Source organism: Sphingobium limneticum, assembly GCF_008710155.1.
GTDB lineage: Bacteria > Pseudomonadota > Alphaproteobacteria > Sphingomonadales > Sphingomonadaceae > Sphingobium > Sphingobium limneticum.
Map to the genome: position 1 here is coordinate 46,034 of NZ_VYPZ01000020.1, position 25,396 is coordinate 71,429.

Annotated in this window: 21 protein-coding genes and 3 pseudogenes; 12 read left to right on the forward strand and 12 right to left on the reverse strand. The window is 62.4% G+C overall.

Features of this window, described 5'->3' with window-relative positions; genetic code table 11:
* Positions 1-127 precede the first annotated feature (127 nt).
* The gene (locus tag F4U94_RS18145) at positions 128-1,432 is read left to right on the forward strand and encodes a radical SAM protein (RefSeq protein ID WP_120253512.1); all 1,305 of its coding nucleotides are present in this window, start codon (positions 128-130) and stop codon (positions 1,430-1,432) included.
* Between the two features lie 310 nt (positions 1,433-1,742).
* Here the strand turns inward: F4U94_RS18145 and F4U94_RS24445 are convergent, their stop codons facing one another.
* From F4U94_RS24445 to F4U94_RS18160, 5 genes are all read right to left on the reverse strand, one after another.
* Positions 1,743-1,916, reverse strand: coding sequence for a hypothetical protein (locus tag F4U94_RS24445; protein WP_161600439.1), 174 nt, complete (start codon positions 1,914-1,916; stop codon positions 1,743-1,745).
* Positions 1,917-2,097: 181 nt separating this feature from the next.
* The gene (locus tag F4U94_RS25585; RefSeq protein WP_425505088.1) at positions 2,098-2,247 is read right to left on the reverse strand and encodes a phage integrase central domain-containing protein; all 150 of its coding nucleotides are present in this window, start codon (positions 2,245-2,247) and stop codon (positions 2,098-2,100) included.
* A gap of 12 nt (positions 2,248-2,259) precedes the next feature.
* Positions 2,260-2,763 carry an Arm DNA-binding domain-containing protein gene (locus tag F4U94_RS25070; RefSeq protein ID WP_249042085.1) on the reverse strand — a complete coding sequence of 168 codons (504 nt, stop codon included), beginning with the start codon at positions 2,761-2,763 and terminating at the stop codon, positions 2,260-2,262.
* Positions 2,764-3,311: 548 nt separating this feature from the next.
* Entirely contained in the window at positions 3,312-4,682 is a 1,371-nt protein-coding gene (locus F4U94_RS18155) for an IS1380 family transposase (protein WP_120252850.1), read from the reverse strand.
* A gap of 177 nt (positions 4,683-4,859) precedes the next feature.
* Entirely contained in the window at positions 4,860-6,056 is a 1,197-nt protein-coding gene (locus F4U94_RS18160; RefSeq protein WP_120252849.1) for an IS256 family transposase, read from the reverse strand.
* Positions 6,057-6,482: 426 nt separating this feature from the next.
* Between F4U94_RS18160 and F4U94_RS25590 the strand changes: the two genes are divergently transcribed.
* Complete coding sequence (locus F4U94_RS25590; protein WP_419555358.1) at positions 6,483-6,641, forward strand: ribosome modulation factor; 159 nt, start codon at positions 6,483-6,485, stop codon at positions 6,639-6,641.
* Between the two features lie 51 nt (positions 6,642-6,692).
* Here the strand turns inward: F4U94_RS25590 and F4U94_RS18165 are convergent, their stop codons facing one another.
* The 6 genes and pseudogenes from F4U94_RS18165 to F4U94_RS18185 all read right to left on the reverse strand — a co-directional run bounded on the left by F4U94_RS18165 (position 6,693) and on the right by F4U94_RS18185 (position 10,547).
* A complete protein-coding gene (locus F4U94_RS18165; protein ID WP_170271961.1) occupies positions 6,693-7,304 on the reverse strand; it encodes a GGDEF domain-containing protein in 612 nt (203 codons plus the stop codon).
* Positions 7,305-7,511, reverse strand: a pseudogene (locus F4U94_RS25595) (diguanylate cyclase); the annotation flags it as partial.
* A gap of 161 nt (positions 7,512-7,672) precedes the next feature.
* Positions 7,673-8,092 (reverse strand): annotated as a pseudogene (locus F4U94_RS25600) (protoglobin domain-containing protein); the annotation flags it as partial.
* 151 nt (positions 8,093-8,243) lie between these two features.
* Positions 8,244-8,966 carry an SDR family oxidoreductase gene (locus tag F4U94_RS18175; RefSeq protein ID WP_232016162.1) on the reverse strand — a complete coding sequence of 241 codons (723 nt, stop codon included), beginning with the start codon at positions 8,964-8,966 and terminating at the stop codon, positions 8,244-8,246.
* Positions 8,963-9,931, reverse strand: a complete 969-nt coding sequence (locus F4U94_RS18180) for a quinone oxidoreductase family protein (RefSeq protein WP_004207066.1) — start codon at positions 9,929-9,931, stop codon at positions 8,963-8,965. Before F4U94_RS18180 ends, F4U94_RS18175 begins: the two co-directional genes overlap by 4 nt.
* 49 nt (positions 9,932-9,980) lie before the next feature.
* Positions 9,981-10,547 (reverse strand): TetR/AcrR family transcriptional regulator, encoded by a 567-nt coding sequence (locus F4U94_RS18185; RefSeq protein WP_120252847.1) that lies wholly within the window; start codon positions 10,545-10,547, stop codon positions 9,981-9,983.
* Positions 10,548-11,078: 531 nt separating this feature from the next.
* Here F4U94_RS18185 and F4U94_RS18190 point away from each other — a divergent pair.
* From F4U94_RS18190 to F4U94_RS18235, 10 genes are all read left to right on the forward strand, one after another.
* Complete coding sequence (locus F4U94_RS18190; RefSeq protein WP_017503672.1) at positions 11,079-11,753, forward strand: TetR/AcrR family transcriptional regulator; 675 nt, start codon at positions 11,079-11,081, stop codon at positions 11,751-11,753.
* A gap of 119 nt (positions 11,754-11,872) precedes the next feature.
* Positions 11,873-13,624 (forward strand): PHA/PHB synthase family protein, encoded by a 1,752-nt coding sequence (locus tag F4U94_RS18195; RefSeq protein WP_120252846.1) that lies wholly within the window; start codon positions 11,873-11,875, stop codon positions 13,622-13,624.
* Between the two features lie 3 nt (positions 13,625-13,627).
* On the forward strand, positions 13,628-15,052 hold the full coding sequence (locus F4U94_RS18200) for a bifunctional enoyl-CoA hydratase/phosphate acetyltransferase (RefSeq protein WP_004207061.1): 1,425 nt from the start codon (positions 13,628-13,630) through the stop codon (positions 15,050-15,052).
* Positions 15,049-16,242, forward strand: coding sequence for an acetate/propionate family kinase (locus tag F4U94_RS18205; protein WP_004207060.1), 1,194 nt, complete (start codon positions 15,049-15,051; stop codon positions 16,240-16,242). Before F4U94_RS18200 ends, F4U94_RS18205 begins: the two co-directional genes overlap by 4 nt.
* Positions 16,239-17,012 (forward strand): enoyl-ACP reductase FabI, encoded by a 774-nt coding sequence (gene fabI, locus F4U94_RS18210; RefSeq protein ID WP_004207059.1) that lies wholly within the window; start codon positions 16,239-16,241, stop codon positions 17,010-17,012. The genes F4U94_RS18205 and fabI overlap by 4 nt, the downstream gene beginning before the upstream one ends.
* Positions 17,009-18,244, forward strand: a complete 1,236-nt coding sequence (locus F4U94_RS18215; protein ID WP_004207058.1) for a phospholipase A — start codon at positions 17,009-17,011, stop codon at positions 18,242-18,244. The genes fabI and F4U94_RS18215 overlap by 4 nt, the downstream gene beginning before the upstream one ends.
* 19 nt (positions 18,245-18,263) lie before the next feature.
* Entirely contained in the window at positions 18,264-19,241 is a 978-nt protein-coding gene (locus F4U94_RS18220) for an HlyD family secretion protein (RefSeq protein WP_004207057.1), read from the forward strand.
* Complete coding sequence (gene rbbA, locus F4U94_RS18225) at positions 19,238-22,027, forward strand: ribosome-associated ATPase/putative transporter RbbA (RefSeq protein ID WP_150412124.1); 2,790 nt, start codon at positions 19,238-19,240, stop codon at positions 22,025-22,027. The genes F4U94_RS18220 and rbbA overlap by 4 nt, the downstream gene beginning before the upstream one ends.
* Positions 22,024-23,151, forward strand: coding sequence for an ABC transporter permease (locus tag F4U94_RS18230; RefSeq protein WP_017503204.1), 1,128 nt, complete (start codon positions 22,024-22,026; stop codon positions 23,149-23,151). The genes rbbA and F4U94_RS18230 overlap by 4 nt, the downstream gene beginning before the upstream one ends.
* A 33-nt stretch (positions 23,152-23,184) precedes the next feature.
* Positions 23,185-24,591 (forward strand): efflux transporter outer membrane subunit, encoded by a 1,407-nt coding sequence (locus tag F4U94_RS18235; protein ID WP_161600453.1) that lies wholly within the window; start codon positions 23,185-23,187, stop codon positions 24,589-24,591.
* 341 nt (positions 24,592-24,932) lie between these two features.
* On the opposite strand, the pseudogene F4U94_RS18240 reads toward F4U94_RS18235, so the two are convergent.
* Positions 24,933-25,271, reverse strand: a pseudogene (locus tag F4U94_RS18240) (integrase core domain-containing protein); the annotation flags it as partial.
* Between the last annotated feature and the right edge of the window lie 125 nt (positions 25,272-25,396).

The following is a 25,396-nucleotide window of genomic DNA, read 5'->3' on the forward strand; positions in this document are numbered from 1 at the left end:
AGTCTCCTTCCCTTCCGGTTGGTGACCGCCCTTTGCGCCCGGTCGATCAGCCCGGCATTGATCCGGCGCAAGCTGCAATTTGACGTGGCGCAATGCGTGGAAGTCGCGCCTGTGCGATCCGGCAGCCATGTGGACCTATCATCTCGATCTGCTCGCCCGCCCGGTGCCGCGCTACACCAGCTATCCCACCGCCGCCCAATTCAGCGACGCCGTGGGTGAGGCGGACCTATTGGCGCGGCTGGATGGGATGGAGGCGGACACGCCGCTCTCCCTCTATCTCCACATCCCCTATTGCCATGACATATGCTGGTATTGCGGCTGCAACACCGGTGCGGCCAATCGCACTCAGCGCCTGACCGCCTATGTCGAGGCGCTGGAACGGGAAATGGCGATGATCGCCGCCCGGCTTGGTGGGCGGGGGCGGGTGCGGCGAATCGCCTTTGGCGGAGGCAGTCCCAATTCGCTGCCGCTAGTCGATTTCATCCGGCTGTTGCAGCAGCTGACCCGCTGCTTCGATGCGGGTGATGCCCATGTATCGGTCGAGCTGGACCCGCGCCGGCTGGACAGCCAGTGGATCGCGGCGATGGCGGCAATGGGAGTGGACCGCGTCAATCTGGGCGTCCAGACCTTCACACCGGCGGTGCAGGCACGCATCGGCCGGGTCCAGCCGCATAACATGGTGGAGCGCGCGGCGGAGGGGTTCGCCCGCGCCGGGGTGTCTGTGGGGTTCGACCTGATGTATGGCCTGCCCGGACAGGGGATGGACGATCTGGTCGCGACGCTGGAGGCCAGCATCGCCATGGCGCCGGCACGGATCGCGCTGTTCGGCTATGCCCACATGCCGCGCCTGCTGCCGCGTCAGCAGCGGATCGACGCCAGCGACCTACCCAACCTCGTAAGCCGGTTCGCCATGGCGGCGCAGGGGCATGACCGGCTGGTTGCGGCGGGTTATCAGGCGATCGGCTTCGACCATTTCGCCCTGCCCGGCGATTCATTGGCGCGGGCCGCGCGCGACGGAAAGTTGAGGCGCAATTTTCAGGGCTTTACCGATGATGATGCCGATGTGCTGATCGGCATGGGGGCGAGCGCGATCAGCGCGTTTCCCGATCTACTGATCCAGAATGAGAAACGCGCGGGAGCTTGGCGCGATCGGGTTGCCGCTGGCCGGCTGACCGCCATGCGCGGGCTAATCCGCGATGATTACGACCGGCGGCGGGGCCGCATCATTGAGGCGCTGCTCTGCCGAGGCGAGGCGCATCTGGGCGCAATACCGATGCCCGACCTGTCAGATCTCGAAAAGCTGGGGTTGGTCCAGTGTAGCAAGGATGGGGTGCTGCTAACCTCCGCCGCTCGCCCCTATGCGCGCGTCATCGCGGCCCGGTTTGACCCCTATCTGGCGGCCGAGGAAGAGCGGTTCAGCCATGCGGTCTAGCGCGGCTTGGCTGGCAGTGGTCGCCTGCTTCACACTGACGGCCGGTGCGCTGCCGGCTCCGGCGACCCCGCGCGCCATCCTTTTTTGCGGCAGGCCGCCGCCCGGCTGGGTACCGCCCCGGCATCGCCAGCCCCCAACGCGACCCGTGCCGGGCGGTCCCTGCCATGTTCTGCTGTGCAACTCCGACCGCGAAAGGCGGGGCAGTGCGTAGCGATCTGCTGAACCTAAAAGAATGACCGCTTCAAAGAAATGAAAATGAGTCACTGGACGACGTTAAGTGGCGGATCCCGGCACCGGCTTGCTGCTCTGCTCAAACTAGCGATGTGGCTTCCTTTTCGCGGCGCATAACCTTGCCCAGCGCCTCCCGGTATCCATCTACGACATTGGCATAGAGATGGATTTCCTGCTGAAGACCGTTTTTCATGCCGACGCCTTGAGACTTCTCGTTCGCGTGTCGCATCGTCTCCACGATCAGCATTATCATCTACAAAGGCTCATTAGGAAGGCCCGCGTCTCATGCAGGCCAAGATTGTCGAAGAACGATCCGGTGAATGCATCTCCGTCGTTGGTCAGTCTGTGCATGTCCACGGTCAGGTGCGTGACATAAATGCTCACGTGGGCCGTGCTGTCGTTTATCCGGTCTTTGAAATCTTTGAGAAAGCCATTCAGTTTTGGCTCTTCGCCTTCGCACGGAGCATCTCCAATATAACGGCGGCTGAGATTATCTTGATATCTCGCTGCCCCAGCACCAGAAACACGTCCCGCTCCAAACGCGAAAGGATACGGGCTGCATGGCCAGGCTCAAGGGCGCTCACCCGAGCGCAATGCTAGGCCTGGGCCGCAACCTCAAAGCTGACGATTGGCGCTGCCGCCTTGGGTCCAGGATCTTCGCCCCTGGCAAGGGCGAGCTTGGCCTCCGCGCGACGTAGCCGTGCCTGTGCGAGAGTAACCTCAGGATAGCGTCCGAATGAAAGCAGCTTCTCTTCGCCGTCGAACCGATATTTCATGCGCCAAAGGCGCGAGCCTGTTGGGCGGACAAGCAGATAAAGGCCTTGGCCATCTGCCAGCTTGTAATCCTTCGAACGCTTCGTGGCGTAACGAACCTCGAGTTCCTTGAGCGGCATGGGGGGATCTCCTGCTGAACGCTGGCGATTACCCCAGAAAATACCCCCAAATGCAAATCGATGTCCTGGGATTTGCCGCGATTCGATGAGCCTGGCTGCGATCTCAGGAAACGGCGCAAATCCGCCAGAAAAGGCATAAAAAAACCGCTCCGGGATGATCCGGAACGGCTTGATACTTATCTGTTTGGTTGCGGGAGGGCGATCCAACCGTGACCGACAAACGCCAGGAAAATCTGGTTTGTCGGTATCGGTGGTTGCGGGGGCTCGCAACCACCGATACCGACATTTGCTGCAAACCTTAATCTAGCAAACCTTAATCTAGCACACCCTACGCAACGGTGTTGCAGGATTATTGTTCTATTACAATGTGTTAGATAAAATTAAAATGTAACACTCAGCGACACTCACGCCGCCACTCAATGAGTTTTTGCTATTTTATGGAATAATAATAATGGCTAAGGCGACACTCAATGAGTTTTCGACACTCATTGAGTTTTTCTGTCAATACTCAATGGGACTTGACGATATAGCCCACATCTACTAGCCAAATTTCGCTTTACGTAATGCCTACCAGCCTCCCTGCTAGCCCGCACTATTCATGAGGCCTCCGCTCCGGGTTCGTGCGAGCATGGTTTGTCGGTCGTCGGGTGATCAGAGCAAGCTCCTCCGGCGGTTTTTTTCACCGCGTCAGGATCGATGGGCTTTTCGAGGTTGAAGGACGAGGGCTCGGGCTTTGGGCGGCACTGCCGCGCTGGTTATGTGGGTGCCGGCCGGAGGCCGGTGGCAATGGTTCTGAACAGGCTGGCATCGGGACAGGCTGACGCGAAGGCGACGCGGATGCGCGTAGCGGTTTCGATGACGCGGGCGGCGACCTTGAGCAACCGCAGGCGCAGCGTTGCGAACTCGGCGGTGGCGAGCGCGGCAGCCTTCGGGATTTCCTGCTGGATGCGCCACACGAGCCAGTAGGCGGCGGTGTGCAGGATGAGGCGCATCTGGTTGGCATTGGCTGAGCGGCACGAGGTACGATCGCTGGCAAGCTGGGTCTTGTGGCGCTTGATCAGGTTCTCGGCGTTGCCGCGCGCGCAGTAGAGGGTGTCGTAGATATGCTCAGCCGAACCTTCGGCCAGCGAGGTGACGACATAGCGGATGTCCATGCCCAGCGTGCTGGCCTCGATCCGGGCGACGACGCGGCGCTGGCACTTCCAGCTCTTCGCGCCGTAGCGGGTCTCGGCATAGTTGCGCAGGACCGGATATTGGCGCTGAGCCCGCTTAACCGCGCAGGCATCGGCGGCAGCGACGATTTCGGGATCAGCACGCAGCGCGGCGTTGGTCGGCAGGCCGAACACGTAGTCGACGCCGGCCGCCTCGCAGAAGGCCATGACCTCGGGCCGGCCATAGTGCCCGTCGCCGCGGATTGTGATGTGCGTTTCGGGCCAGTGCCGGCGCAGATGGCGCACCAGGCGCCGGATGTGGCCGGCAGCTTCGGCGCCCGACGGTGTCTTGCCGGTGCGCAGCAGCATCGCCACCGGTCGGCCGGTGGCAGTGTCGTAGACATGGATCGGCAGGAAGCAGCGCTCGCCATGATGCCCGTTCCAGAAGGAGAGCTGCTGATAGCCATGAACAACGTCACAGGTGTCATCGATATCCAGCGTCACCGCCGCCGGCGCGGCGGGGTAGCTGGTGCAGTAGATGTCGATCATCGCGGCCATCATCCTGGCCAGTTCGCGTGTGGTCGGCGCATTTTCCCACCGGCTCATCGTCGGTTGGCTGGCCAGCCCCGCGCCCGATCCCGGCAGCTTGCCCAGCGCCAGACGGAAGCCCGGATCGTCGCGCAGAGCGTCGAGATCATCGGCGTCTTCATAGCCGCAGGCGATCGCGAACACCCGGGCACGCAGGATGTCATCAAGGCGATGGATCACCCGCACAGGGTCCCGCGGATCGGCAATGCAAGCCGCAAGCCGCCGGCAAAGCCCCATCGCGCGCTCGGCCTGTGCCAGCGGCAGAACACCGCCATCCGAGGTGAGCCGACCTCCGTCGAACGCGGCTGTGATCTTCTTGCGCCCGATCGCTGGAAACGAAAATCCCGGCGCGCTATCATCGCTCCCGGCGGGTGTGGCCCGTGGCATAAATTGCCTCGCTGCAGGACTGGTCTAGACACCCATTTTCCTACATCAAAGCAATCGCTTACACCACTCCCGCCAACCCTGCTGACTGAGCCCGATGAATAAGCCGGGCTAAAGATGCCGGTCGTGTCCCACGGGGTGGTGTAGGAACCGTCGATCTACGGCAGGATCGGGTTCAGGTCAGGCGGCCAGTGCTGGCAAGCTGACAATAGGATTATGGCTCACCGAGCCGAGCGTTTCCAGCGTCATGTATCGGCGCGATACGGCCCACTCATCATTTTGCTCCAGCATAAGCGCTCCGACGAGACGAACCACAGCGGCATCATTGGGGAAGATACCGATCACGTCGGACCTTCGCTTGATCTCCTTGTTGACCCTTTCCAGCGGGTTGGTGGACGCGATCTGCGCCCAATGATCTTTGGGGAAGGCCATGTAGGCGAGCACGTCCTCGCGTGATGCGTCCATCATGTCGGCCAGCTTTGGAAACTTCTCGCGCAGGGCATCGGCAACCTGCTCCCACTGCTGGTGCGCCGCCTCGGCCGTTTCCTGCGCGACGATCGTCTTGATCATGGCGATGACGGCCGGCCGCTGCTTGGGCGCGGCATGGGCCAGCGCGTTGCGCATCCAGTGCACCCGGCAGCGTTGCTGGCTCGCGGCGAACACCTTGCTGGCGGCGGCGCGCAGTCCCTTGTGATCGTCGGCTATGACCAGCTTCACCCCGCGAAGGCCCCGATCTGCCAGCGAACGCAGGAAGGCTTTCCAGAAGGGCTCCGCCTCCGAGGGACCGGTGGCGACGCCGAGCACTTCGCGGCGGCCATCGGTATTGACGCCCACGGCGATTATCGCCGCCGTCGAGACGATCCGCCCGCCTTCCCGGACTTTGAGGTAGGTGGCGTCGATCCACAGGTAGGGCCACTCGCCCTCAATCGGCCGCGCCAGAAAGGCATTCACCCGCTCGTCGATCTCGGCAACCAGACGACTGACCTGGCTCTTCGATACGCCGCTGGCGCCCATCGCCTTGACCAGATCATCGACCGAACGAGTCGAGATCCCGTGCACATAGGCCTCCTGAATTACCGCTGCCAAAGCCTTCTCGGCGGTCCGGCGCGGCTCCAGGAAACTCGGGAAGTAACTGCCCTTGCGCAGCTTCGGGATTGCCAGATCAATCCGGCCAGCGCGGGTGTCCCAACCACGCTCGCGATAGCCGTTACGGTGGTTGAGCCGGGCTGCACTACGAGCACCGGCAGGAACCCCGGTCTTCGCCTCGATCTCCATATCCATCATGCGCTCAGCGGCAAAAGCCAGCATCTCGCGCACCAAATCGCTGTCAGCCCCTTGCTCAATCAGCTCAACAAGGGCCATTCTGTCGTCGGTCATCGTCTTCTTCTCCAGGTTCGAGTTCGCATCCGAACCCTACCAGAAGATCGACGGTGGCCACCCTCTCAGGGAAACCTTCCTACACCACCCCGTGGGACACGACCAAAGATGCCCGTCTCCTTTCGCTTGTTTTGGGGCGAGTAAGGCAGCACTACGCGCGCAAATCGACAGCGGCAGATCGCACTGACGACGCGCTTGTCCGCACCATAGATTTGGCCATGAGCAAGTTTTCCGGCAATGGCGTAGGCGAAAAGAGGCTCGCCACACTCGCATTGACGAGCTTGCGTCGCAATGTCGTCTCCTGATTTCAGCGAAAACAGGGAACTGGAATGCAAAGGAGCGCTTGGCCTGTTCGTTCTGGCAGTCGGCGCGATTATGCTCCGCCGCCGTCGCCGGGCAATCGGTTGATCGGGAAGGAGCCCATCAGTGCAATTCGACCATGCATATCGATGGGGTCTGAAGGCCGCACAGGCCGGCTTGCCGCGTCACGCCAATCCCTACCGTGCCTCCCATGTTCGGGCAGCATGGGAGATTGGTTATGCAAGCCACGCAAGTGGCGGTCTCGAGCGATACCGCCACCGATAAATCCAGGAAACTTGGAGCCTGATGCCCGTAAACATCTGGGTGTAAAGAACGTCATGTGGCAAGCGGCCAAATCCCCTTCCCGCCTTCTCCATAAATCGGGGCGAGTTCCACCGTGTTGCGACCTGCGGCCTTGGCCCGATAGAGTGCCTCATCCGCGGCCTTGATCAGGAATTTCTGATCGGGATGGCCGGAATGCAGGGCAATGCCGATCGACGCGGTGACACTGAGGCCGCCCGAGCTTCCCGTTTCGAAAATATGGCCCTCCATATCTGCCCGAATGCGCTCCGCTATGTTGGCCGCAGCCTCGATGCCTGTCTCGACTAGGACGATCAGGAACTCCTCGCCCCCGTACCGGAAAACGAAGTCCGTCGCCCGGACATTCCCGACGATCACTTGTGCCACCTGCCGGAGGACTTCATCACCGACCTGATGGCCGTGCCGATCATTGATCGCCTTGAAGTGGTCGATATCGACCAGCATGACGCTGAGCGCTGTCCCGTTCTCCTTCGCGAATGTGACCTCGCGGCCAAGTATGGCAGGCAGGAAACGGCGGTTAAGGGCACGGGTCAGCGGATCGCGTCCTCCTTCCATGGTGCTTAATGTCTGGAAGAGATCAGCGACCAGGAAGGAAATTTCGTCAACTGCGGCGCGCAAATCCGCCAAGGCGGATGAGCCATCCTGACGCTTACGGGGAGCATCCAGCTCTGGCAGGAGCATCTCATCGATGCGCTCGACAAGTCGGACCACAGTGCTGAACTGCGCCGATTGCTCAAACATGAACTGTGCCCGATGCCGAAGCCAAAGTCCGAAGGCGGAATCGCCCAAGCGGAGCAACCCGCCACCAGGGCCAGCTTGCAGAAGCGCGAACAGTGTGTTCTGGCTCCACTCCGCTGCGTCTCTTTGTCGACTGCAGCGTCCTGATCCAGAGAGAAGAGCCGATAGGCTTCATCTAGTCTCGCTCTTGCCGTGGTGTCCTTTACATAGGACTGGCTGATGAGCATGACGGCCGTGTCCATTCGCGCATCAGCAAGTTGAAGCGCGCGAATGCCTACCAACGGATCGACTGCCTGACCCTGCAGCAATTCAGCGAGCCGTGTCTTGATCACCAGCGCGCCTGTCATTACGAGATGGACCGGAATCTTGATGCGAGCGTGGACTTCGCCAATGATCTTCTGGCGGGCCTGCTTTTCGGGGGAGTCGCGAATGTCCTGTCCGGAAAACAACTGCGTGAGCCACTCAATGAGGGAAGAGCTGAGCCTCTCCTGCACCACAGCGTGGTTCAGGAACTGGGCAGCCTCCTGGTCACGAAGCAGCGTATCGTAGAACAAAGCGACGAGTTCACGGCCATGTTCGGCAGCCATCTCCGCGAGAAGTTTGAGCGGCGCATGGGAGTGCCGGCTATGGGCGGGCAGCTTCGCCGACCCTTTGATCCGCTCTTCGTCCGTAAACATCAATGTGATCCCTTCCGCGCCCCTTTAAGGGCGATGCCTTACCCAGTCGACGTCCAATAGAATTGAGAGAATGCGCAGAACGTCAATCATGAGAAGGGCGCCCGGCAATTCTCGTCGTCATCGACCGAACTGCAGTATTTCGTGGCGATCGCTAGAGCACATACCCGCCATCGATCGTCAGACTGGCACCCGTCATGTAACCAGCCGCCGGGCTAATCAGATAGGAAACGAGCGACGCGACCTCCTCCGCTTTGCCGACCCGCCCAAGTGGAATGAGGTCGCGCAGGCGCGGAACCATCGCAGCCGTCAGATCGGTTTCGATCGGTCCCGGCTGGATGTTGTTGACCGTGATACGCCGGGGCGCGAGGTCGAGAGCGACGCCCTTGACCATGGTCGCGACGGCGGCCTTGGTCATGGCGTAGACGCTGCTGCCCTGCGAGCCAGTTCGAATAGCGGTGTTGCTGCCGATCGTGATCACGCGCCCGCCATCGCGCATCCGCGCGGTCGAAGCCTGGATGGCGAGGAAGACGCCGCGCACGTTGACGTCGAGCATCAGGTCGAGATCCTCGAGCGTGAACGCCTCGATTGTCGCGCGGCGAAGGACGCCGGCATTGACAACCACGACGTCGAGCATGCCCAACCGATCGACCGCATGCGCCACTGATGCGGTGATAGCATCGGCATCGGCGCTATCAGCCTGAATCGCGATGGCGCTGCGTCCCAGGCCGTTGATCGCTTGGACAACCTCAGCGGCGCGATCAGGTTGCGAGACATAGGTCAGCGCCAGATCGAAACCATCTCCGGCGAGCCGGTTTGCGATGGCGGCGCCAATGCCACGCGATCCCCCGAACACCATGGCGACCCGAGCGCTCACGGGATCAGCACCAACTTTCCGGTGGTCCTGCGGCTCTCCATATCCGCGTGGGCCTTCGCCGCATCCGCAAGGGCATATTCGCCGCCGATCCGGACCTTGAGCCTGCCGTCCGCGACCCACTGGAAGAGCTGCGCGGCATGCTTGCGAAGCAGTTCCGGGGTATGGATATGGTCGAAGAAGACGGCGTAGCCGATCTTGATGCTCCTGGGCAGGCTCATGATATCGAGTGGCCCTGGCCCACCCAGCACCGGGCCATACCAGCAGAAGGTGCCCGACCGGCGCAGGACGTCGAGTGAACCCTGAAACGTTGTCGGTCCCGATCCATCATAGACGACATGGACGCCCTCTCCATCGGTCAGGCGCAGGGCCTCTTCGGCAAATCGCCCTTCCGTATCGACAATGACGTGGTCGGCGCCCGCCTCCCGGGCGGTGGCGACCTTTTCTTCAGATGAGACCCGACCGATCACCTGGCCGCCGCGCAACTTGATGATCTGGGTCAGGAGCAGGCCAAGACCTCCTGCCGCAGCGTGAACGAAGGCGATATCACCGGGCAGGACCGGATAGAAGTCGGTCGCGAAATGGCTGGCGGTCAGCCCCTGCATCATGATCGAGGCCGCCGTTCGATCGTCGACCGCATCGGGAACCGGCACCAGCGACGTTGCCGGGATCGCGACCCGCTCAGCATAACTGCCGGGCGCATAGACCCAGGCGACACGCTGGCCGGGCTGAACAGCCTCGACGCCTTCGCCGACTGCCAGAACTCGACCGACGCCTTCGACGCCCAGGATCTTGGGATTGGGCATGTCAGTCCAGGCAATCCCCTGACGCACGCCGATATCCATGAAGTTGACCCCGGCAACCGCGATCTCGACCAGCGCCTCGCCCGGCCCGGCGACAGGCTCCGGTCGCTCGATCTGCTCCAGCACCTCGCGGCCCCCGGTCGCGGTCATCACCACTGCTCGCATGTCTTTCTCCTATCTTGAATGATCGTTCAGTAATTGGTCAAAAAAGGGGTCAGCGCAGCGCGCGCATGACCATCTCCTGCAGGGCAGCCAGGGTTGATCGGTCGGCGCCGCCACGCCCGGCGACGCGGATCCCGGCGATATTGGCGATCAGGAATTGCGCGAGAGCCTCGGGATCGAGGCTGGCTGCAACATCGCCCTCACGCTGCGCGTCGCGCATGCGCGAGGCGATGGCCATGTGCAATGTCCTGCCCAGTGCTGCATGGATATCGGCAAGGTCCGGCCGCGATGCGCCGAACTCGCAGGTCGAGCCGACGCCGAGACAGGGCGTGGCTGCTGTCTCCACGACGCGCCGCAGCATGGCCCCGATCCCGTCAATGGCGCGCGCGCCGCTGCGAAGCGCCTCGAAATGCGCCGCGCATTCGCCCATGCCGTAGCGCCGCACCGCCGCGCAATAGAGCTGCCACTTGTCGCCGAAGGCCGCGTAGAGGCTCTGCCGCCCAATGCCCATGGCGTCCACGAGCATCTGCGCCGAACTGCCCTCATATCCATGCTCGCTGAACACGGTGATCGCACCGTCCAGGGCAGCATCCGTGTCGAATTCCCGAGGTCTTGCCATAGGTCATGTATAGCGATTCGGGAACGATCGTTCAAGTATGGATACTCGGTTTCCGTGCGACACCCTCAGCGGGAAGCAGCGACCGTGGCGCCTCCCGAGACGGACGAGAGTCGGCTAGTTTCGCTGGGCTTGGGTTCGCCCGGTCGCCGCGAGGATGAACGGATAGCCCGATGACCTCGGCCGCTGCGTTACCTCTTCGAGCGAGGCGAAGCTCGGGGCGTGCGGGCTTCAGCTTCCGCAGCCTCTCCACTCTGTTCCATATTCTTGAGATCGCGCTCAATGCGGAGCCGCGAGGCGCTGCAGTTCGGTTATGAACTCGTCGCCCCGGCGGCCCGGTTGTGATGGGAGCGAGCACTGCGTGGTAAAGGTGTCTGATCGACGCCAGGCGTCGCGATCACTCACCAGCGGGACTGCCGTATTTTCAGAGGCGCTTCGCCCATCCTCTGCTGATCGTTCGATTTTTCGGCCGAACAGGCATTGTGCAAGTGCAACCCATAATATATGTTCAATTAAACATATCATGGAGTCTACATGCCGACAGAGGTCGCCATTCATCCTCTCCCGTCGCCCCGAGGCCGCAGGCAGAAGGATATGGTTGGTGGCAGACAGGAATTGCTGGCGGCTGCCATCTGCGCATTTTCGCATGACGGGTTCGAGCGCGCAGATCTGAGAGGAATCGCATCGGCCGCTGGCGTCAGTCAAAACCTCATCCGCGTGCATTTCGGAAGCAAAGCTCAACTCTGGAAAGCCTGCCTGGAAGCGATAACACAGAGCACGACCGGAATAATCGCGGAAATTTCCAAGATTGCCTCAGACGATAGCCGTTCGGTTCATGACCGACTTTGCGACGCGATTACGCGCATAATCTATTTTTATTCGGACCATCCCTATGTGAGGGATTTTGTCGTTCGGCACGCAGCGGATAGGTCTGAGCGGTCGACATTGGTTACGGAACAACTGATCCATCCTGCCTATGAAAGTTGTCGGACGCTTTACGAGGCCGGAATCGCTCAGGGCATAATCAGGGCCAGTCACCCTGCGCTCTTTTTCGCGTTGCTGAGCGCCGCTGCCAATCAACCCGCCAGCTTTCCTACTGTCCTGCGATCGCTTGCTCCCGAGATCCCTGAGGACGCCGCCCGAATTCTCATCGCAGAGACCATCGTCGAGACTTTGCTCCACGGCGAGCCATGCGCTCCGCCGCGGTGAACCTCAAAGGGGAGGTACTTAACCTTTCTGCAGGCTGCCGAGCGCCTGCGCAAAGAAACACAGCAGAGGGACTCGCCTGCTCGCAGGCGTTGCCGCTCTGCCGCCGCAGGAGATTGAGCATGTCGATCGATGAACACCAAACCGACCCCCTCGACGGCCTCGCCGAGACGCTCGATCACGCAGCGGCTGCGATGGTGGCTCAGGCAACGCATGGCCTGTCTCCCGCAACGCTTGTTCAGGCATGGTCGGACTGGGCGCTCCATCTCGCCATCTCTCCGGGCAGGCAGTTGCAACTGGCTACCAAGCTGGGTCGCAAATATATGCGACTGGCTGATTATGCAGCCCGGCGCGCCGGCGATCCCGACACCCTTCCCGCAATCGAGCCGCTGCCCCAGGACCGCCGCTTCGACGACCCTGCCTGGCGGGAACAGCCCTATGATCTTCTCGTGCAGGCATTTCTGCTGACCCAGCAATGGTGGCACGCCGCCACGACGGGCATAAAGGGCGTGGACCGTCATCATGAAGACATGGTTGCGTTCGCGGCCCGCCAAATCCTCGACATCGTCGCGCCGACGAACATTATCGCGGCGAATCCCGTGCTCCAGAAGCGGATCGTCGAAACAGGCGGGCGCTGCCTCATCGACGGCATCGAGCATCTTTTCGAGGACATGAGCCGCCTTGCACGAGGGGAATCACCGGCGGGAGTTGAGGCGTTCCCGGTTGGCGAGACTGTTGCCGCGACGCCAGGAAAGGTCGTCTATCGCAACGAACTGATCGAACTGATCCAGTATGAACCGACGAGCGGGATGGTCCATCCGGAGCCGGTGCTGATCGTGCCCGCCTGGATCATGAAATATTATATTCTCGATCTTTCGCCGGACAATTCGCTGGTCCGCTGGCTGGTGGGCCAGGGTTACACGGTCTTCGCCATCTCCTGGCACAATCCGGGCAGCGCCGACCGCAACCTCGACATGGACGCCTATCGACGGCTGGGCGCGATGGCAGCGATCGATGCCATCCACGCGATCTGCGGCGACGCGCATATCCACGCGCTGGGTTATTGTCTCGGGGGCACATTGCTGTCCATCGCCGCAGCCGCAATGGCGCGCGATGGCGACGACAGGCTGGCGAGCGTCACCCTGCTCGCGGCCCAGACCGAGTTCAGCGAACCCGGAGAACTTGGCCTTTTCATCGATGAGTCCCAGCTCAATCTGCTCGAGAACATGATGTGGAGCCGGGGCTATCTCGACAGCAGCCAGATGGGCGGTGCGTTCGAGATTCTGCGTTCGAACGATCTCGTCTGGTCGCGGATCCTCACCGAATATCTGATGGGCGAGCGTGCGCCCATGAACGATCTCATGGCGTGGAACGCCGACGGCACGCGCATGCCTTATGCCATGCACAGCCAGTATCTGCGCCGTCTGTTTCTCGATGATGATCTGGCCGAAGGCAAATACAAGGTCGACGGCCGGGCTATTTCCCTGTCGGCGCTGCGCAAACCGATGTTCATCGTAGGAACCGAACGCGACCATGTCGCGCCGTGGAAGTCGGTCCACAAGATCCACATGCTCTCCCCGGCCTCCATCCGCTTCGTGCTGACAAGCGGCGGTCACAATGCCGGCATTGTATCGGAGCCGGGCCACAGGGGGCGTCGCTACAGCGTGCTCGATCGTGTGGAAGACGGCCCCGTGCTCGACGCGGAGGAATGGCTTTCGCGCGCCGAGCCGCATGAGGGAAGCTGGTGGACCGCCTGGGGCGAATGGCTGGTCGACCATTCGAGCGAGCCCGTCCCGCCTCCCCCGATGGGATCGCCCGACAAGGGATATCCCGCGCTCTATCCGGCACCTGGCCACTATGTGAAGGAGCGTTGAGCGATGGCCGGTCCAGCGATGATCGAAAACCGCACCTTCGATGAAATCGAAGTTGGCGACACCGCATCGGTCACACGAACGCTCGAGCCGGAAGACATTCAGCTTTTCGCCCTGGTGTCTGGCGACGTCAATCCGGCTCACCTCGACGCGCAATATGCCGCGACCGACATGTTCCGCCACGTCATTGCCCACGGCATGTGGGGCGGCGGCCTCATCTCCGCCGTCCTCGGAACGCAACTACCCGGTCCTGGCACCATCTATCTGGACCAGTCGTTGCGCTTCCGCCGCCCCGTCGCACCGGGCGACACGATCACCGCCTCGGTCACCGTCGTCGAGAAGCGTGCGGAGAAGAAAATCCTGATCCTCGACTGCCGCTGCGCCAACCAGCATGGCGAGGATGTCATCACTGGCCAGGCCCAGGTGATCGCGCCCGGCGAAAAGGTGCTGCGCCCGCGCGCGGAGCTGCCGGACGTTCGCCTCAACGATCATGACAAATATCGCCGGCTGATGGAGCTTGCCGGTGGTAGCGATCCGGTCCCGACGGCGATCGTGCATCCTTGCAGCGAAGCCGCCATCACTGCGGCGCTCGATGCGGCGCAAGCCGGATTGATCGCCCCGATCCTCATCGGGCCCGATGCGAAGATCAAGGCCGCAGCCACTGCGGCCTCGCGCGCGATCGACGGTTTCCGGATCGTGCCGGTGGCGCACAGTCATGCCGCAGCGGCCAAGGCGGTGGAACTGGTGCGCACGGGCGAAGCGCAGCTCGTCATGAAGGGATCACTGCACACGGATGAACTGATGGGCGCGGTAGTCTCTTCCGCTACAGGCCTTCGCACCGAACGACGGATCAGCCATGCCTATGTCATGGACGTGCCTGGCCGGCCGACACCGCTCATCATTACCGATGCCGCTATCAACATCGCCCCCTCCCTCGAGGAAAAGGCCGACATCATCCGCAACGCCATCGATCTCGCGCATGTGATCGGCATGGAGGCGCCCAAAGTCGCGATCCTCGCTGCGGTCGAAACCGTCAACCCGGCAATGCCTTCGACGCTGGATGCGGCGGCGCTCTGCAAGATGGCGGATCGCGGGCAGATCAGCGGCGGCATTCTCGATGGACCCCTCGCCTTCGACAATGCGGTCAGCGAGGCCGCGGCCAGGGAAAAGGGTATCGTTTCCGAAGTTGCGGGCCATGCGGAAATTCTGGTCGTGCCCAACCTCGAAGCCGGGAACATGCTGGCCAAGCAGCTCACATTCCTGGGCGGCGCCGACGCGGCCGGTATCGTGCTTGGCGCGCGCGTGCCGATCATCCTGACGAGCCGTGCCGACAGCCTGCGCACGCGTCTCGCGTCCTGCGCAGTGGCGGTGCTGATGGCGCGCGCCGTGACGCCGGCAGCCCCTGGATTGCCCGGGGGCAAGAGTGCATGAAGGCGGTCGTCAGCCTCAATTCCGGCTCGTCGAGCATCAAATTCTCTCTCTTCGCCATGGAGCCGGGAGGCAGCCTCCAACTCGCGGCCGGCGGAAAGATCGAGAAAATCGGGATAGTGCCAGCGCTGAAGGCCCGAAGGACGGACGGTACGATCCTGCTCGATCGCACCTGGCCGGATGGCGCAGGCCTTACCCACGCCGACTTGCTGGCCGATCTTTTTTCCTGGGCGATGCAGCATCCACTTGAAGGCTATGAGATCGCCGCCATCGGACACCGCATCGTCCATGGCGGCACAGAATTTTCCGTCCCGCGGCGCATCGATTCTGAATTGATCGACAAGCTGGAAGCACTTTGTCCGCTGGCGCCCCTGCATCAGCCCCATAACCTGGCTGCCGTCCGGGCGATCACCAAGCTTGATCCCGACCTGCCTCAGGTCGCCTGCTTCGACACCGCTTTCCATCATGACAAGCCAGCCCTCGCCTCTCGTTTCGCAATCCCCCGTGCGCTTCACGACCAGGGCATCCGTCGCTACGGTTTTCACGGCCTTTCCTATGAATATATCGCCCGGCGCCTCGCCGCGATCGACCCGGCGCTGGCCTCGGGCAAGGTCATCGCCGCACATCTGGGCAATGGCGCGAGCCTTTGCGCCATGGCGGCGGGGCAAAGCGTCGACACGACCATGGGGTTCACCGCGCTCGACGGTTTGATGATGGGCTCCCGCTCGGGCAGTCTCGACCCCGGTGTCGTGCTGCATCTCATGACGCAGATGGGCATGGGCGCCAAGACGATAGAGGATATGCTTTACAGGCAATCGGGCCTTCTGGGCGTGTCGGGCATTTCCAGCGACATGCGCACGCTTGCCGCGAGCGACGCACCCGAAGCGAAAGAAGCGATTGATCTCTTCGCCTGGCGGGTAGCCCGTGACACCGGCGCCCTTGCCGCTTCGCTGGAGGGTGTGGACGGGATCATCTTTACTGCTGGCATCGGCGAAAATGACGCGGGCATGCGCAGTCTTATTGGTCGCCGGCTCCAATGGCTGGGCCTTGAGATCGATGATCGCGCCAATGCTGCAGGTGAGACGCTGATCAGCGCCCCCGAGAGCCGGATCAAGGCCCTCGTCATCCCCACCGACGAGGAACGCATGATCGCAATTCACACGCTCAGCCTGCTGCAGGAGACCGCCCAATGACACCGCTTGTAGATCTGACCGGCAAGCGCGGCCTCGTCATCGGGATCGCAAACGAACATAGCATCGCGGCAGGATGCGCGGAGGCATTTGCCCGGTGCGGCGCCCGGCTTGCCGCCACCTATCTCAACGAAAAGGCAAAGGACTGGGTCCAGCCTGTCGTCGACCAGCTCGGCGTCGAATGGACTGCGCCGTGCGATGTACGCATCCCCGGCGAACTCGAGGCGCTTTTCGGCCAGGTGCAAGAACGCTGGGGTGGCCTCGATTTCCTGCTGCACTCGATCGCCTTCGCGCCGAAGGAGGATCTCCACGGTCGGGTGGTCGACAGCAGTGCGCAAGGCTTCTCGACGGCGATGGACGTGTCCTGCCACAGTTTCCTTCGCATGGCGAAGCTCGCCGAACCGCTGATGGCAACGGGCGGATGCCTGCTTTGCGTGACCTTCTATGGTTCGGAGCGGGTGGTCGAACACTATAACCTGATGGGTCCCGTCAAGGCGGCCCTGGAAAGCGCAACGCGCTATGTCGCCGCGGAACTGGGCGCCAAAGCCATTCGGGCACACGCTATTTCACCAGGGCCGATTGCCACCCGCGCCGCAAGCGGAATCGACCGGTTCGACGAGTTGCTCGATCGGGCTGCCGCGCAGGTTCCCGCAGGAAAATTGGTTGACGTAAGCGACGTCGGCGCGCTGGCCGCCTTCCTCGTCAGCGATGCCGCGAAGCGGATCACCGGCACGATCATTCCGGTCGATAACGGGCAGCATCTTTTCGCGTGATCGTTCGGGCTGCCCCTCTTGCCCTCGCAGCCAGCGCCGTACTGGCGTCGCAGGCGCACGCGCAAGCTGCTCTGGAGTATGTCGTCCAGCGCGCAGGCAACCGCGATCAGAGCGGACATATCCTTGTCGATGTGCGCGTTCTCAATGCCGGGGCGGCCGCGCAGGAGGTTCGCCTTCCCGACGAGGTTGCGGCCGATCTGGTCAGCAACGGCACGTATCGAAAGGTCTGGCTGCAACGAGGCGAAAAACAGGCTGCGGTTCTGACGATCCGGGCCAATGGCTTTGCGGCGGCGCGCTACCGGATCGACTTTCAGGACGTCATGGACGGCGCGGCCTTGTCCATTCCCTCCTGGTCAACGCAGCAAATCCTCCTGACGATCGGCGTCGATCCTGAGGCCGACCGCTCTGCCCCGGTCGCCCTGACTGCCGCGCCCTCGCTCACGCCTCCGACCTCTCCGCAGATATCGCCAGACTCCGTCACACCATCGCCGACAGACCGAACCCGGGGCAATGCTTTCATCCCCAATCTCTCGGTCTACGAACCGATCTATGCGGTCTATGGCCCCGGCACCAACACCGACGCACGCATCCAGATCAGTTTCAAATATCAGCTGTTCGGAAATCGAGCGCGGATGGACCGCTCTCCCTCGCTGATCGACGGCCTCTATTTCGCCTATACCCAGCGCATGTTCTGGGACGTGGCGGCGAAATCCTCGCCCTTCCGCAATATCGATTATCAACCCGAGCTCTTCTATCTCTCGCCTGCCCTGCCCGTGTCAGATAAGGCCACGATCAGCGGCCAGATCGGCCTTCGCCATGAGTCCAATGGACGCGATGGCGCAGCCTCGCGCAGCCTCAACATGCTCTATCTGGCCCCGATGGCCGGCTTCTCGCTCGGCGAGGACCGAAGGCTGACGATCGCGCCGCGGCTGTGGCTCTATCTCGGAAACCTTTCGGACAATCCTGACATTCGCCGATATCGCGGCAATAGCGGGCTTTTCATTGAGGCCAGCGAGGATGATGGGCTGCGCGTCTCGGCTTCTACCCGTCTCAACCTGGGTAGCGGCAAGGGAGCTCTGACCGCCGAGCTCTCCTACCCGTTCCGGCGTATCCTGGGCGGAGGCCCGGACTTCTATCTCTTCGGCCAGGGCTTCACCGGCTATGGCGAAAATCTGCTCGACTATAACAAGCACGTGACGCGCCTGCGGATCGGCGTGGCGCTCGTGCGATGAACGCTCAAGGAGGTATAGCGTGAAGCTGCGGGGCCCTATCGTCATTCCCATTCTGGCCGTCGTCCTCATCGCCCTGGCTTTCGGGCTGTGGTGGATGTTTGGACGCACCGACAAGCTCCCCGATACCATCGTGCGCGGCAACGGCCGTCTCGAGATGACGCGCACCGATATTGCCGCCAAATATCCTGGCCGCCTGATGTCGCTTGACGTCCATGAAGGTGATCTCGTCGGGGCGGGGCAGGTCATCGCCCGGCAGGATGATGTAGACCTCAAAACCCAACTCGCCGGAGCGCTTGCCAAGCGCGAACAGGCAGTATCCGCCCTCATGCGCGCGCAAGGGGAGCTCGCCGCGCGGGACAGTCAGGCTCAGCTCGCCCGCATCGACTGGGTCGAGACCGGCAAGCTGCGGGAGCGTGACATGGTCTCGAACGTCGAGCTGGAGCAGCGTCGCCTGGCCTTGGGTGCTGCGCAAGGTGGCGCCCAGGCGGCGGGCGGCGGTGTCGGCGAGGCACGCTCGGCCATTGCCCAGGCCGACGCCCTGATCGCGCAAACCAGAGCCGGCCTTGCCGACCTGCGGATCATCGCACCGACGCCCGGGCGCGTCGAATATCGGATCGTCGAGCCTGGAACCATGTTGCCACCGGGCGGCAAGATCGTGTCGCTGGTCAATGCCGAGGATGCCTGGCTCACCATCTTCCTGCCCGCTTCGGTCGCCGGCAAGATCAGGATCGGCGACGAGGCACGCATTCTTCCGCAGGGTTTTGGCGACGCCATTCCCGCGCGCGTCAGCTTCGTGGCGCCCGATGCGCAGTTCACGCCAAAATTCGTCGAGACGGCCAGCGAACGCGAGAACCTGTCCTACCGGGTGAAGCTGCAGATCGCGCCTGATCTCGCCCGTGGCCTGGACGGAAGGCTGAAAGCCGGCATGACGGCGGACGGGTTCGTGCGCACCGATACGCGCCAGCCCTGGCCCGACCTCACCAAGATCGACAAATGATCCCGCCCGCTCAGATCCTCCCCGAAGAGGCGATACGGATCGAAAGCCTTTCGCATCGATATGGCGGTATCATCGCCCTGAACGAGGTTTCGCTCTCCCTGCCCAAGGGGAAGACCACCGCGCTGGTCGGGCCCGATGGCGTAGGCAAGTCGACGCTGCTCGGCCTCATATCCGGCGTGAAAAAGCTGCAAACGGGACGTCTTTCGGTTCTCGGCTTCGATCTCACCGAGCGTCGCAAGCGGGACGAGTTCCTTTCCCGCGTCGCCTATATGCCCCAGGGGCTTGGTCGCAATCTCTACCCGACGCTTTCCGTCCGCGAGAATATCGACTTCTTTGGTCGCCTCTTCGGACTGTCTGCAGTCGAGCGGGAAGCGCATATGCGGCGCTTGCTGGACGCGACGGGGCTTGCACCCTTTCCGGACCGGCCCGCCGGCAAACTTTCGGGCGGCATGAAGCAGAAGCTGGGCCTGTGTTGCTCGCTGGTGCACGATCCGAATCTGCTCATCCTCGACGAACCCACCACGGGGGTAGACCCTCTTTCACGACGGCAGTTCTGGGAACTGGTGGATGCGATGTGCGCGGAGCGGCCGGACATGACCGTGCTGGTCTCCACGGCTTACATGGAAGAGGCAGAGCGCTTTGGCCACCTCGTGGCGATGGACGATGGCAAGGTGATCGCGCAAGGGGATACGCGCGAGATCATGCGTGACGCGGGCGCGGATACGCTCGAAGCCGCCTATGTTCGCCTGCTTCCGCAAGACAAGCGGCCATCGGGCGACGCGCTGTTCGTGCCGGCCTGGCAGGACAAGGGCGAAGCGCCGGCAATCGAGGCGCATGATCTGACGCGGCGCTTTGGTGATTTCGTAGCGGTCGATCATGTGAGCTTTCGCATCGGACGCGGCGAGATATTCGGTTTTCTGGGCTCGAACGGCTGCGGCAAGACCACGACCATGAAGATGCTGACCGGCCTGCTCGATGCGACGGACGGAACGGCCAGCCTTTTCGGGCGGCCGATCGCCCCCGGAGACATGGAGACGCGCATGCGCGTGGGCTATATGTCGCAGGCCTTCTCGCTCTATGAAGAGCTTTCGGTTCGCCAGAACCTGGTCCTTCATGCGCGGCTCTATCGCGTGCCACGCCAGCAGGCAGGCGAACTGGTTTCGGCCGCGCTTGCCCAGTTCGAGCTCGAAGCCCATGCCGATGCCGTTCCCGCCGCTCTGCCGCTCGGCATACGGCAACGCCTGCAACTCGCCGCCGCCTGCCTCCATCGACCCGAGATCCTGATCCTGGACGAGCCCACGTCCGGCGTCGATCCGGCGGCGCGCGACATGTTCTGGCGCCATCTGATCCGCCTCTCGCGCGATGAAGGGGTAACGATCTTCGTCTCCACCCACTTCATGAACGAGGCGGAACGGTGCGACCGCATATCGCTGATGCATCGCGGGCGGGTTCTGACGGTCGGCGCGCCGACGGAACTCACACAGCGATATGATGCGCAGCGGCTCGAGGATGCTTTTATCGCTGTCCTCGAGAAGGATAATGACGAAGCGCCGACTGCTTCCGCCCATCTGCCGGTCGATGCTTCGGTCGCTTCGTCCACTCCTGCCGCCGGTGCGCGATCGACGGCTCCCGGCCGGCCGCGATTACCAACCGCTGCCGGCAGCTGGCCGGGCTTCGCCTGGGCCTTTGCCCGGCGCGAAGCGACCGAACTCATGCGCGATCGCATCCGGCTCGCCTTCGCGCTGATCGGCCCGATCATCCTGCTGTGCATTGCAGCCTACAGCATTTCCTTCGACGTCCAGAATATCCGCCTTGCCGTTCTCGATCATGACCGCAGTGCCGCCAGCCGTGACCTGCAACTTTATTTTGAAGGGTCACGCTATTTCCGGGTTGAGCCCGAACTTGCGAGCGACGCGGCCGCCGATCAGGCGCTGCGCGAGGCATCGACCAAGATGGTGCTGGACATACCCCCCGGCTTCGGACGCGATCTGACCGCAGGGCGGCGGCCCGCGGTCGACGTGCGGATCGACGGCGCGAGTCCTTTCCCCGCGTCGAACGCCCGCGCTTATGCCGAGGCTGTTCTCCTTCGCTACGCAATGGACCAGTTGCGGTCCGCGCAGCCCTTCGCTGTGCCTGATCTCTCGTCCACAATCGAACCGCGCTTCATCTACAATCAGGAGTTTCGCAGCATCTACGCCATGGCGCCGGGCGTCCTGATGCTCTGCATGATCCTCATTCCCGCGATGCTGACGGCCCTTGGGGTCGTGCGCGAAAAGGAAATCGGCTCGATCACCAATCTCTACGCTTCGCCGGCGAGCCTGGGCGCATTCCTGGTCGGCAAGCAGATGCCCTATGCCCTTCTTGCAATGATCAGTTTCGTGACGCTGATCCTGGTGACTGTCTTCATTTTGGGAGTACCGCTCAAGGGGTCCTTGCCGGCCCTTCTGATCGGCGGGTTCCTCTTCATTCTGTCTGTCACCGGGCTGGGGCTGATGATCTCGGCCTTTGTGCGCTCGCAGGTCGCCGCCATCTTCGCGACATCCCTCATCTGTCTTATTCCGTCGGTGAACTTCTCCGGGCTCCTTTACCCCGTTTCCACCCTGACAGGCCCGAGCCATATCATCGGGCTGACCTTCCCCTCCTCCTGGTTCCAGATCGTCAGTCTCGGCACATTCACCAAGGGTCTGGGCATGGCCAGTTTCGGCCAGGCCTATCTGGCCCTGATGGCGCTCGCATTCCTCTTCGTGGGCGGCGCACGCCTGATGCTGGGAAAGCAGGAGAAATGACGCGCTGGATTCTCAACGTTGCGCTTCTGAGCGGCAAGGAACTGCGCAGTGTCATGAAGGATGTGACGCTGATGGCGCTTATCCTCTTCGCTTTCACCGTGGCGATCCAGCTTGTTGCGAACGGGGTACGCGCAGAGGTCATGAACGCTTCGGTCGCGATCATGGACGAGGATCATTCCGAACTGTCGCGCCGGCTGCGCGATGCCATCCAGCAGCCCTATTTCAAACCACCCGAGGACATCGAGCGATCCGCGATCGGCCCTGCGATGAACAGCGGAAAATATATCTTCGTCATCGAAATCCCGCCCCGCTTCGAAGCCGATACGCTCGCGGGCCGGTCGCCTTCCGTCCAGATTCTCGTCGACGCGACCGCCATGACGCAGGCAGGTCTGGGCGCTGCCTATTTCCAGCAGATATTCGCGCAGGAAACGCTCGACTTCCTCCATGCCCGGGGCCTCCTGGAGGCGCTGCCGGTCCAGGTCGAAAGCCGGATGCATTTCAATCCCAACGCCCAGTCGGCCTGGTATACCTCGGTCATGCAGATCGTCACCAACGTGACGGTGCTCTCGATCATCCTCGTCGGCGCGGCGGTGATCCGTGAGCGTGAGCATGGCACGATCGAGCATCTGCTGGTGATGCCCGTGCGCGCCAGCGAGATCGCCTTCGCCAAGATCCTTGCCAACGGCCTCGTCATCCTGCTGGCCTCGATCGCGTCCCTCTGGTTCGTCGTTCATGGCGTTCTGGGCGTGCCGCTGACCGGATCTCTCCTGCTCTTCACTGCCGCGATGTTTCTCTACCTCTTCTCGGTCACCTCGCTCGGCATGTGGATGGCAACGCTCGCGCCATCCATGCCGCAGTTCGGGCTCTTCGCAGTGCCCGTCTACGCCATCGCTTATCTGCTCTCGGGAGCGGCAACGCCGCTCGAGAGCATGCCCTCGGCGATCCGGACGATTGCGCTATGTCTGCCGACCACCCAGTTCGTCAGCCTCTCCCAGGCGATCCTCTATCGCGGCGCGGGCGTGCGAACGATCCTGCCGGAACTCGCGATCATCTGCGGCTCGGGCGTGTTCTTCGTGGCGATGGCCGTCAGCCGCTTCCGTTCGATGCTCTCAAGGCAGGGCTAAAGGTCATGGATGACATCACCCAGGAAAATCAGAATGCATAGCCAATTGCTTCCTCCATCGCTCGCGCTGCTGCTCACCGCTTGCGCCAGCGTCCCGAACACGCCCGCGCACGCGCCACGCATCACTCCGCCCAATCGCCTGGATGCGGCGGCGGCGAACGACGCGGCAATAACCGGGACAGACCGCTGGTGGACGGCGTGGGGCGATCCCGCTCTTGATGCGCTGGTCGAGAAATCGCTCGAAGCAAACGCCGATATCCGCGCTGCAAAAGCCCATGTCGCCGCCGCGCGTGCGCTAGTCACTGTCGCGGAATCGGCGCTTTATCCTACCGTTGCCGCAAATGGCACAGCGTGGGCCAGTCAGAGCGATGCCGGGATCGATGACAAGTGGCAGGCCATGCTGCCGTCGCTGTCCGGAAACAGCGGCAGTGGATATCTGGTGGGTCTTGGAGCCACCTGGGAGGCTGACCTGTTCGGTGGACGCCATGCCGACGCCGAAATGGCGCGCGCGCTTTCCGAAAGCACCGCACGAACGGCCGATGGCGTCAGGCTCATGGTCGCCGCCGATGTCGTCGAAAATTATCAGCAGCTGCAGGGGCTGAGGCGGCGCCTCGATGTCCTCGATCGCAGCGAGGCTACGGCCAATCGCCTTGTCGATTATGCGGCCGCCCGGCAGCGGACGGGCGCCGCGACAGCGGCCGATGTCACCCGCGCCCGCAATGGACTGGAGGCGCTGCGCGCCTCCCGCCCGGCCCTCACATCCCTCGTCGATGCGCGCAAGCGGCGACTGGCCGTGCTGGCGGGCGACGTCCCCGAACAGGCGCCGGATATGGTCGCCTCCGCCACTTTTGAGACGCCAGATGCGCCCACCGGGCAACTTCCTTCCGACATTCTTGATCGCCGGCCTGATGTCGCGGCGCGATCATGGCTGGTGAACGCGCGTGCGGCGCGCCTCAAGAGCCTGAAGGCCGATCTGCTTCCGCGCTTCGCCATCCATTTTCTGGGGCAGAACGGGCATATCGAACTGGGCGGCCTGCCGGGCTATGGCGGAACCGGAGGTCTGGTCGGCCTTTCCGCATCGATGCCGCTTTTCAATGCCGGAAGGTTGCAGGCCAGTGTCAAGGCGGGCGATGCCGAACTTGAGGCTGCTCTCGCCAATTATGACCAGGCCATGCTGTCGGCGCTCGAGGAAGTTGAATCCGCTTATGGTTTTCGGGCGGGGCTGGACGAACGCCTGGCCGGGCTTATCCGTACATCCGACATGGCCCGCCGACGCGCCGACCAGCTGGCGATATTGTACGATGCCGGACGCACGCAGTTGGGCGATGTGTTGCAGGCCCGATTGGATGCGCTCTCGGACGAGGACAAGATGGAACAGACCCGCATCGCACAAGGAACGGCAACCGTTCAGCTCTATCGTGCGCTGGGGGGCGGCTGGTAAGGTTGCGCCGGGCCGCTCGGCCAGCGTCGAGGTCTGCTTTTCCGCCTTTTGAGGGCCACGCAGATCGACGAACTCAGCTGACCGATCACGACAAAATGCAGGTCGCTGAGTGACGCTGCAGGATCAACCTCATGATGTGACTGGGAAAAATGCGGCCTCGTATCAATTTTCCAGTCATCAATTAGGTGCCAGGCACAGTGGAATAAAATCTAAAGGTCAACTGTGCTATTCCTGCTTTAGAGCTATGAGAGCGCGCATGCGCCGAACAGAATAGGTGAGCCATGAAGGAGTTTCTCGAACGTGCGGCTGATCTGCCCCCACCGAGTGGCCCGATTGGTTTGTTAGTGGATTAAGCCCATCGCCGCCATATCCGGACGGAGGTGGAGCGAAGCGGAACCGGAGGCCGGATATGGCGGTGTCGCCGTTTCCGGTGCCGGCGGTCGGTAGCCCAGGCTGCTGTGAGGGCGAACGGTGTTGTAATGCCGCCGCCATGCCTCGATCAGCACCTTGGCCTCAGCGAGGCTGTAGAAGATCTCGCCGTTGAGCAGTTCGTCGCGAAGCGACCCATTGAAGCTTTCGTTATAGCCATTCTCCCATGGTGATCCCGGGGTGATATAGAGCGTCTTCACGCCGATCTGCCCCAACCATTTCTGGACGGCGGTCGCGATAAACTCGCTACCATAGCACATTGGGAAGCGGCCCCTCGAAGGGGCGCACTGCCTTGATGAAGGCAAGGGCGCGTAGCGCCCGCAGGCTTCATCAAGGCGGTCATGATCGGCCCGCAGGTCTCTAAAGTGAAGTTGTC

Excerpts from the sequence above, each read along its gene's own strand:
- F4U94_RS18155 (WP_120252850.1), bottom strand. The coding sequence starts at position 4,682 with ATGCCACGGGCCACACCCGCCGGGAGCGATGATAGCGCGCCGGGATTT.
- F4U94_RS18190 (WP_017503672.1), top strand. The coding sequence starts at position 11,079 with ATGCCGACAGAGGTCGCCATTCATCCTCTCCCGTCGCCCCGAGGCCGC.
- fabI (WP_004207059.1), top strand. The coding sequence starts at position 16,239 with ATGACACCGCTTGTAGATCTGACCGGCAAGCGCGGCCTCGTCATCGGG.
- F4U94_RS18230 (WP_017503204.1), top strand. The coding sequence starts at position 22,024 with ATGACGCGCTGGATTCTCAACGTTGCGCTTCTGAGCGGCAAGGAACTG.
- rbbA (WP_150412124.1), top strand. The coding sequence starts at position 19,238 with ATGATCCCGCCCGCTCAGATCCTCCCCGAAGAGGCGATACGGATCGAA.
- F4U94_RS18185 (WP_120252847.1), bottom strand. The coding sequence starts at position 10,547 with ATGGCAAGACCTCGGGAATTCGACACGGATGCTGCCCTGGACGGTGCG.
- F4U94_RS18160 (WP_120252849.1), bottom strand. The coding sequence starts at position 6,056 with ATGACCGACGACAGAATGGCCCTTGTTGAGCTGATTGAGCAAGGGGCT.
- F4U94_RS18195 (WP_120252846.1), top strand. The coding sequence starts at position 11,873 with ATGTCGATCGATGAACACCAAACCGACCCCCTCGACGGCCTCGCCGAG.
- F4U94_RS18200 (WP_004207061.1), top strand. The coding sequence starts at position 13,628 with ATGGCCGGTCCAGCGATGATCGAAAACCGCACCTTCGATGAAATCGAA.
- F4U94_RS18235 (WP_161600453.1), top strand. The coding sequence starts at position 23,185 with ATGCATAGCCAATTGCTTCCTCCATCGCTCGCGCTGCTGCTCACCGCT.
- F4U94_RS18145 (WP_120253512.1), top strand. The coding sequence starts at position 128 with ATGTGGACCTATCATCTCGATCTGCTCGCCCGCCCGGTGCCGCGCTAC.
- F4U94_RS24445 (WP_161600439.1), bottom strand. The coding sequence starts at position 1,916 with ATGATAATGCTGATCGTGGAGACGATGCGACACGCGAACGAGAAGTCT.
- F4U94_RS18180 (WP_004207066.1), bottom strand. The coding sequence starts at position 9,931 with ATGCGAGCAGTGGTGATGACCGCGACCGGGGGCCGCGAGGTGCTGGAG.
- F4U94_RS18205 (WP_004207060.1), top strand. The coding sequence starts at position 15,049 with ATGAAGGCGGTCGTCAGCCTCAATTCCGGCTCGTCGAGCATCAAATTC.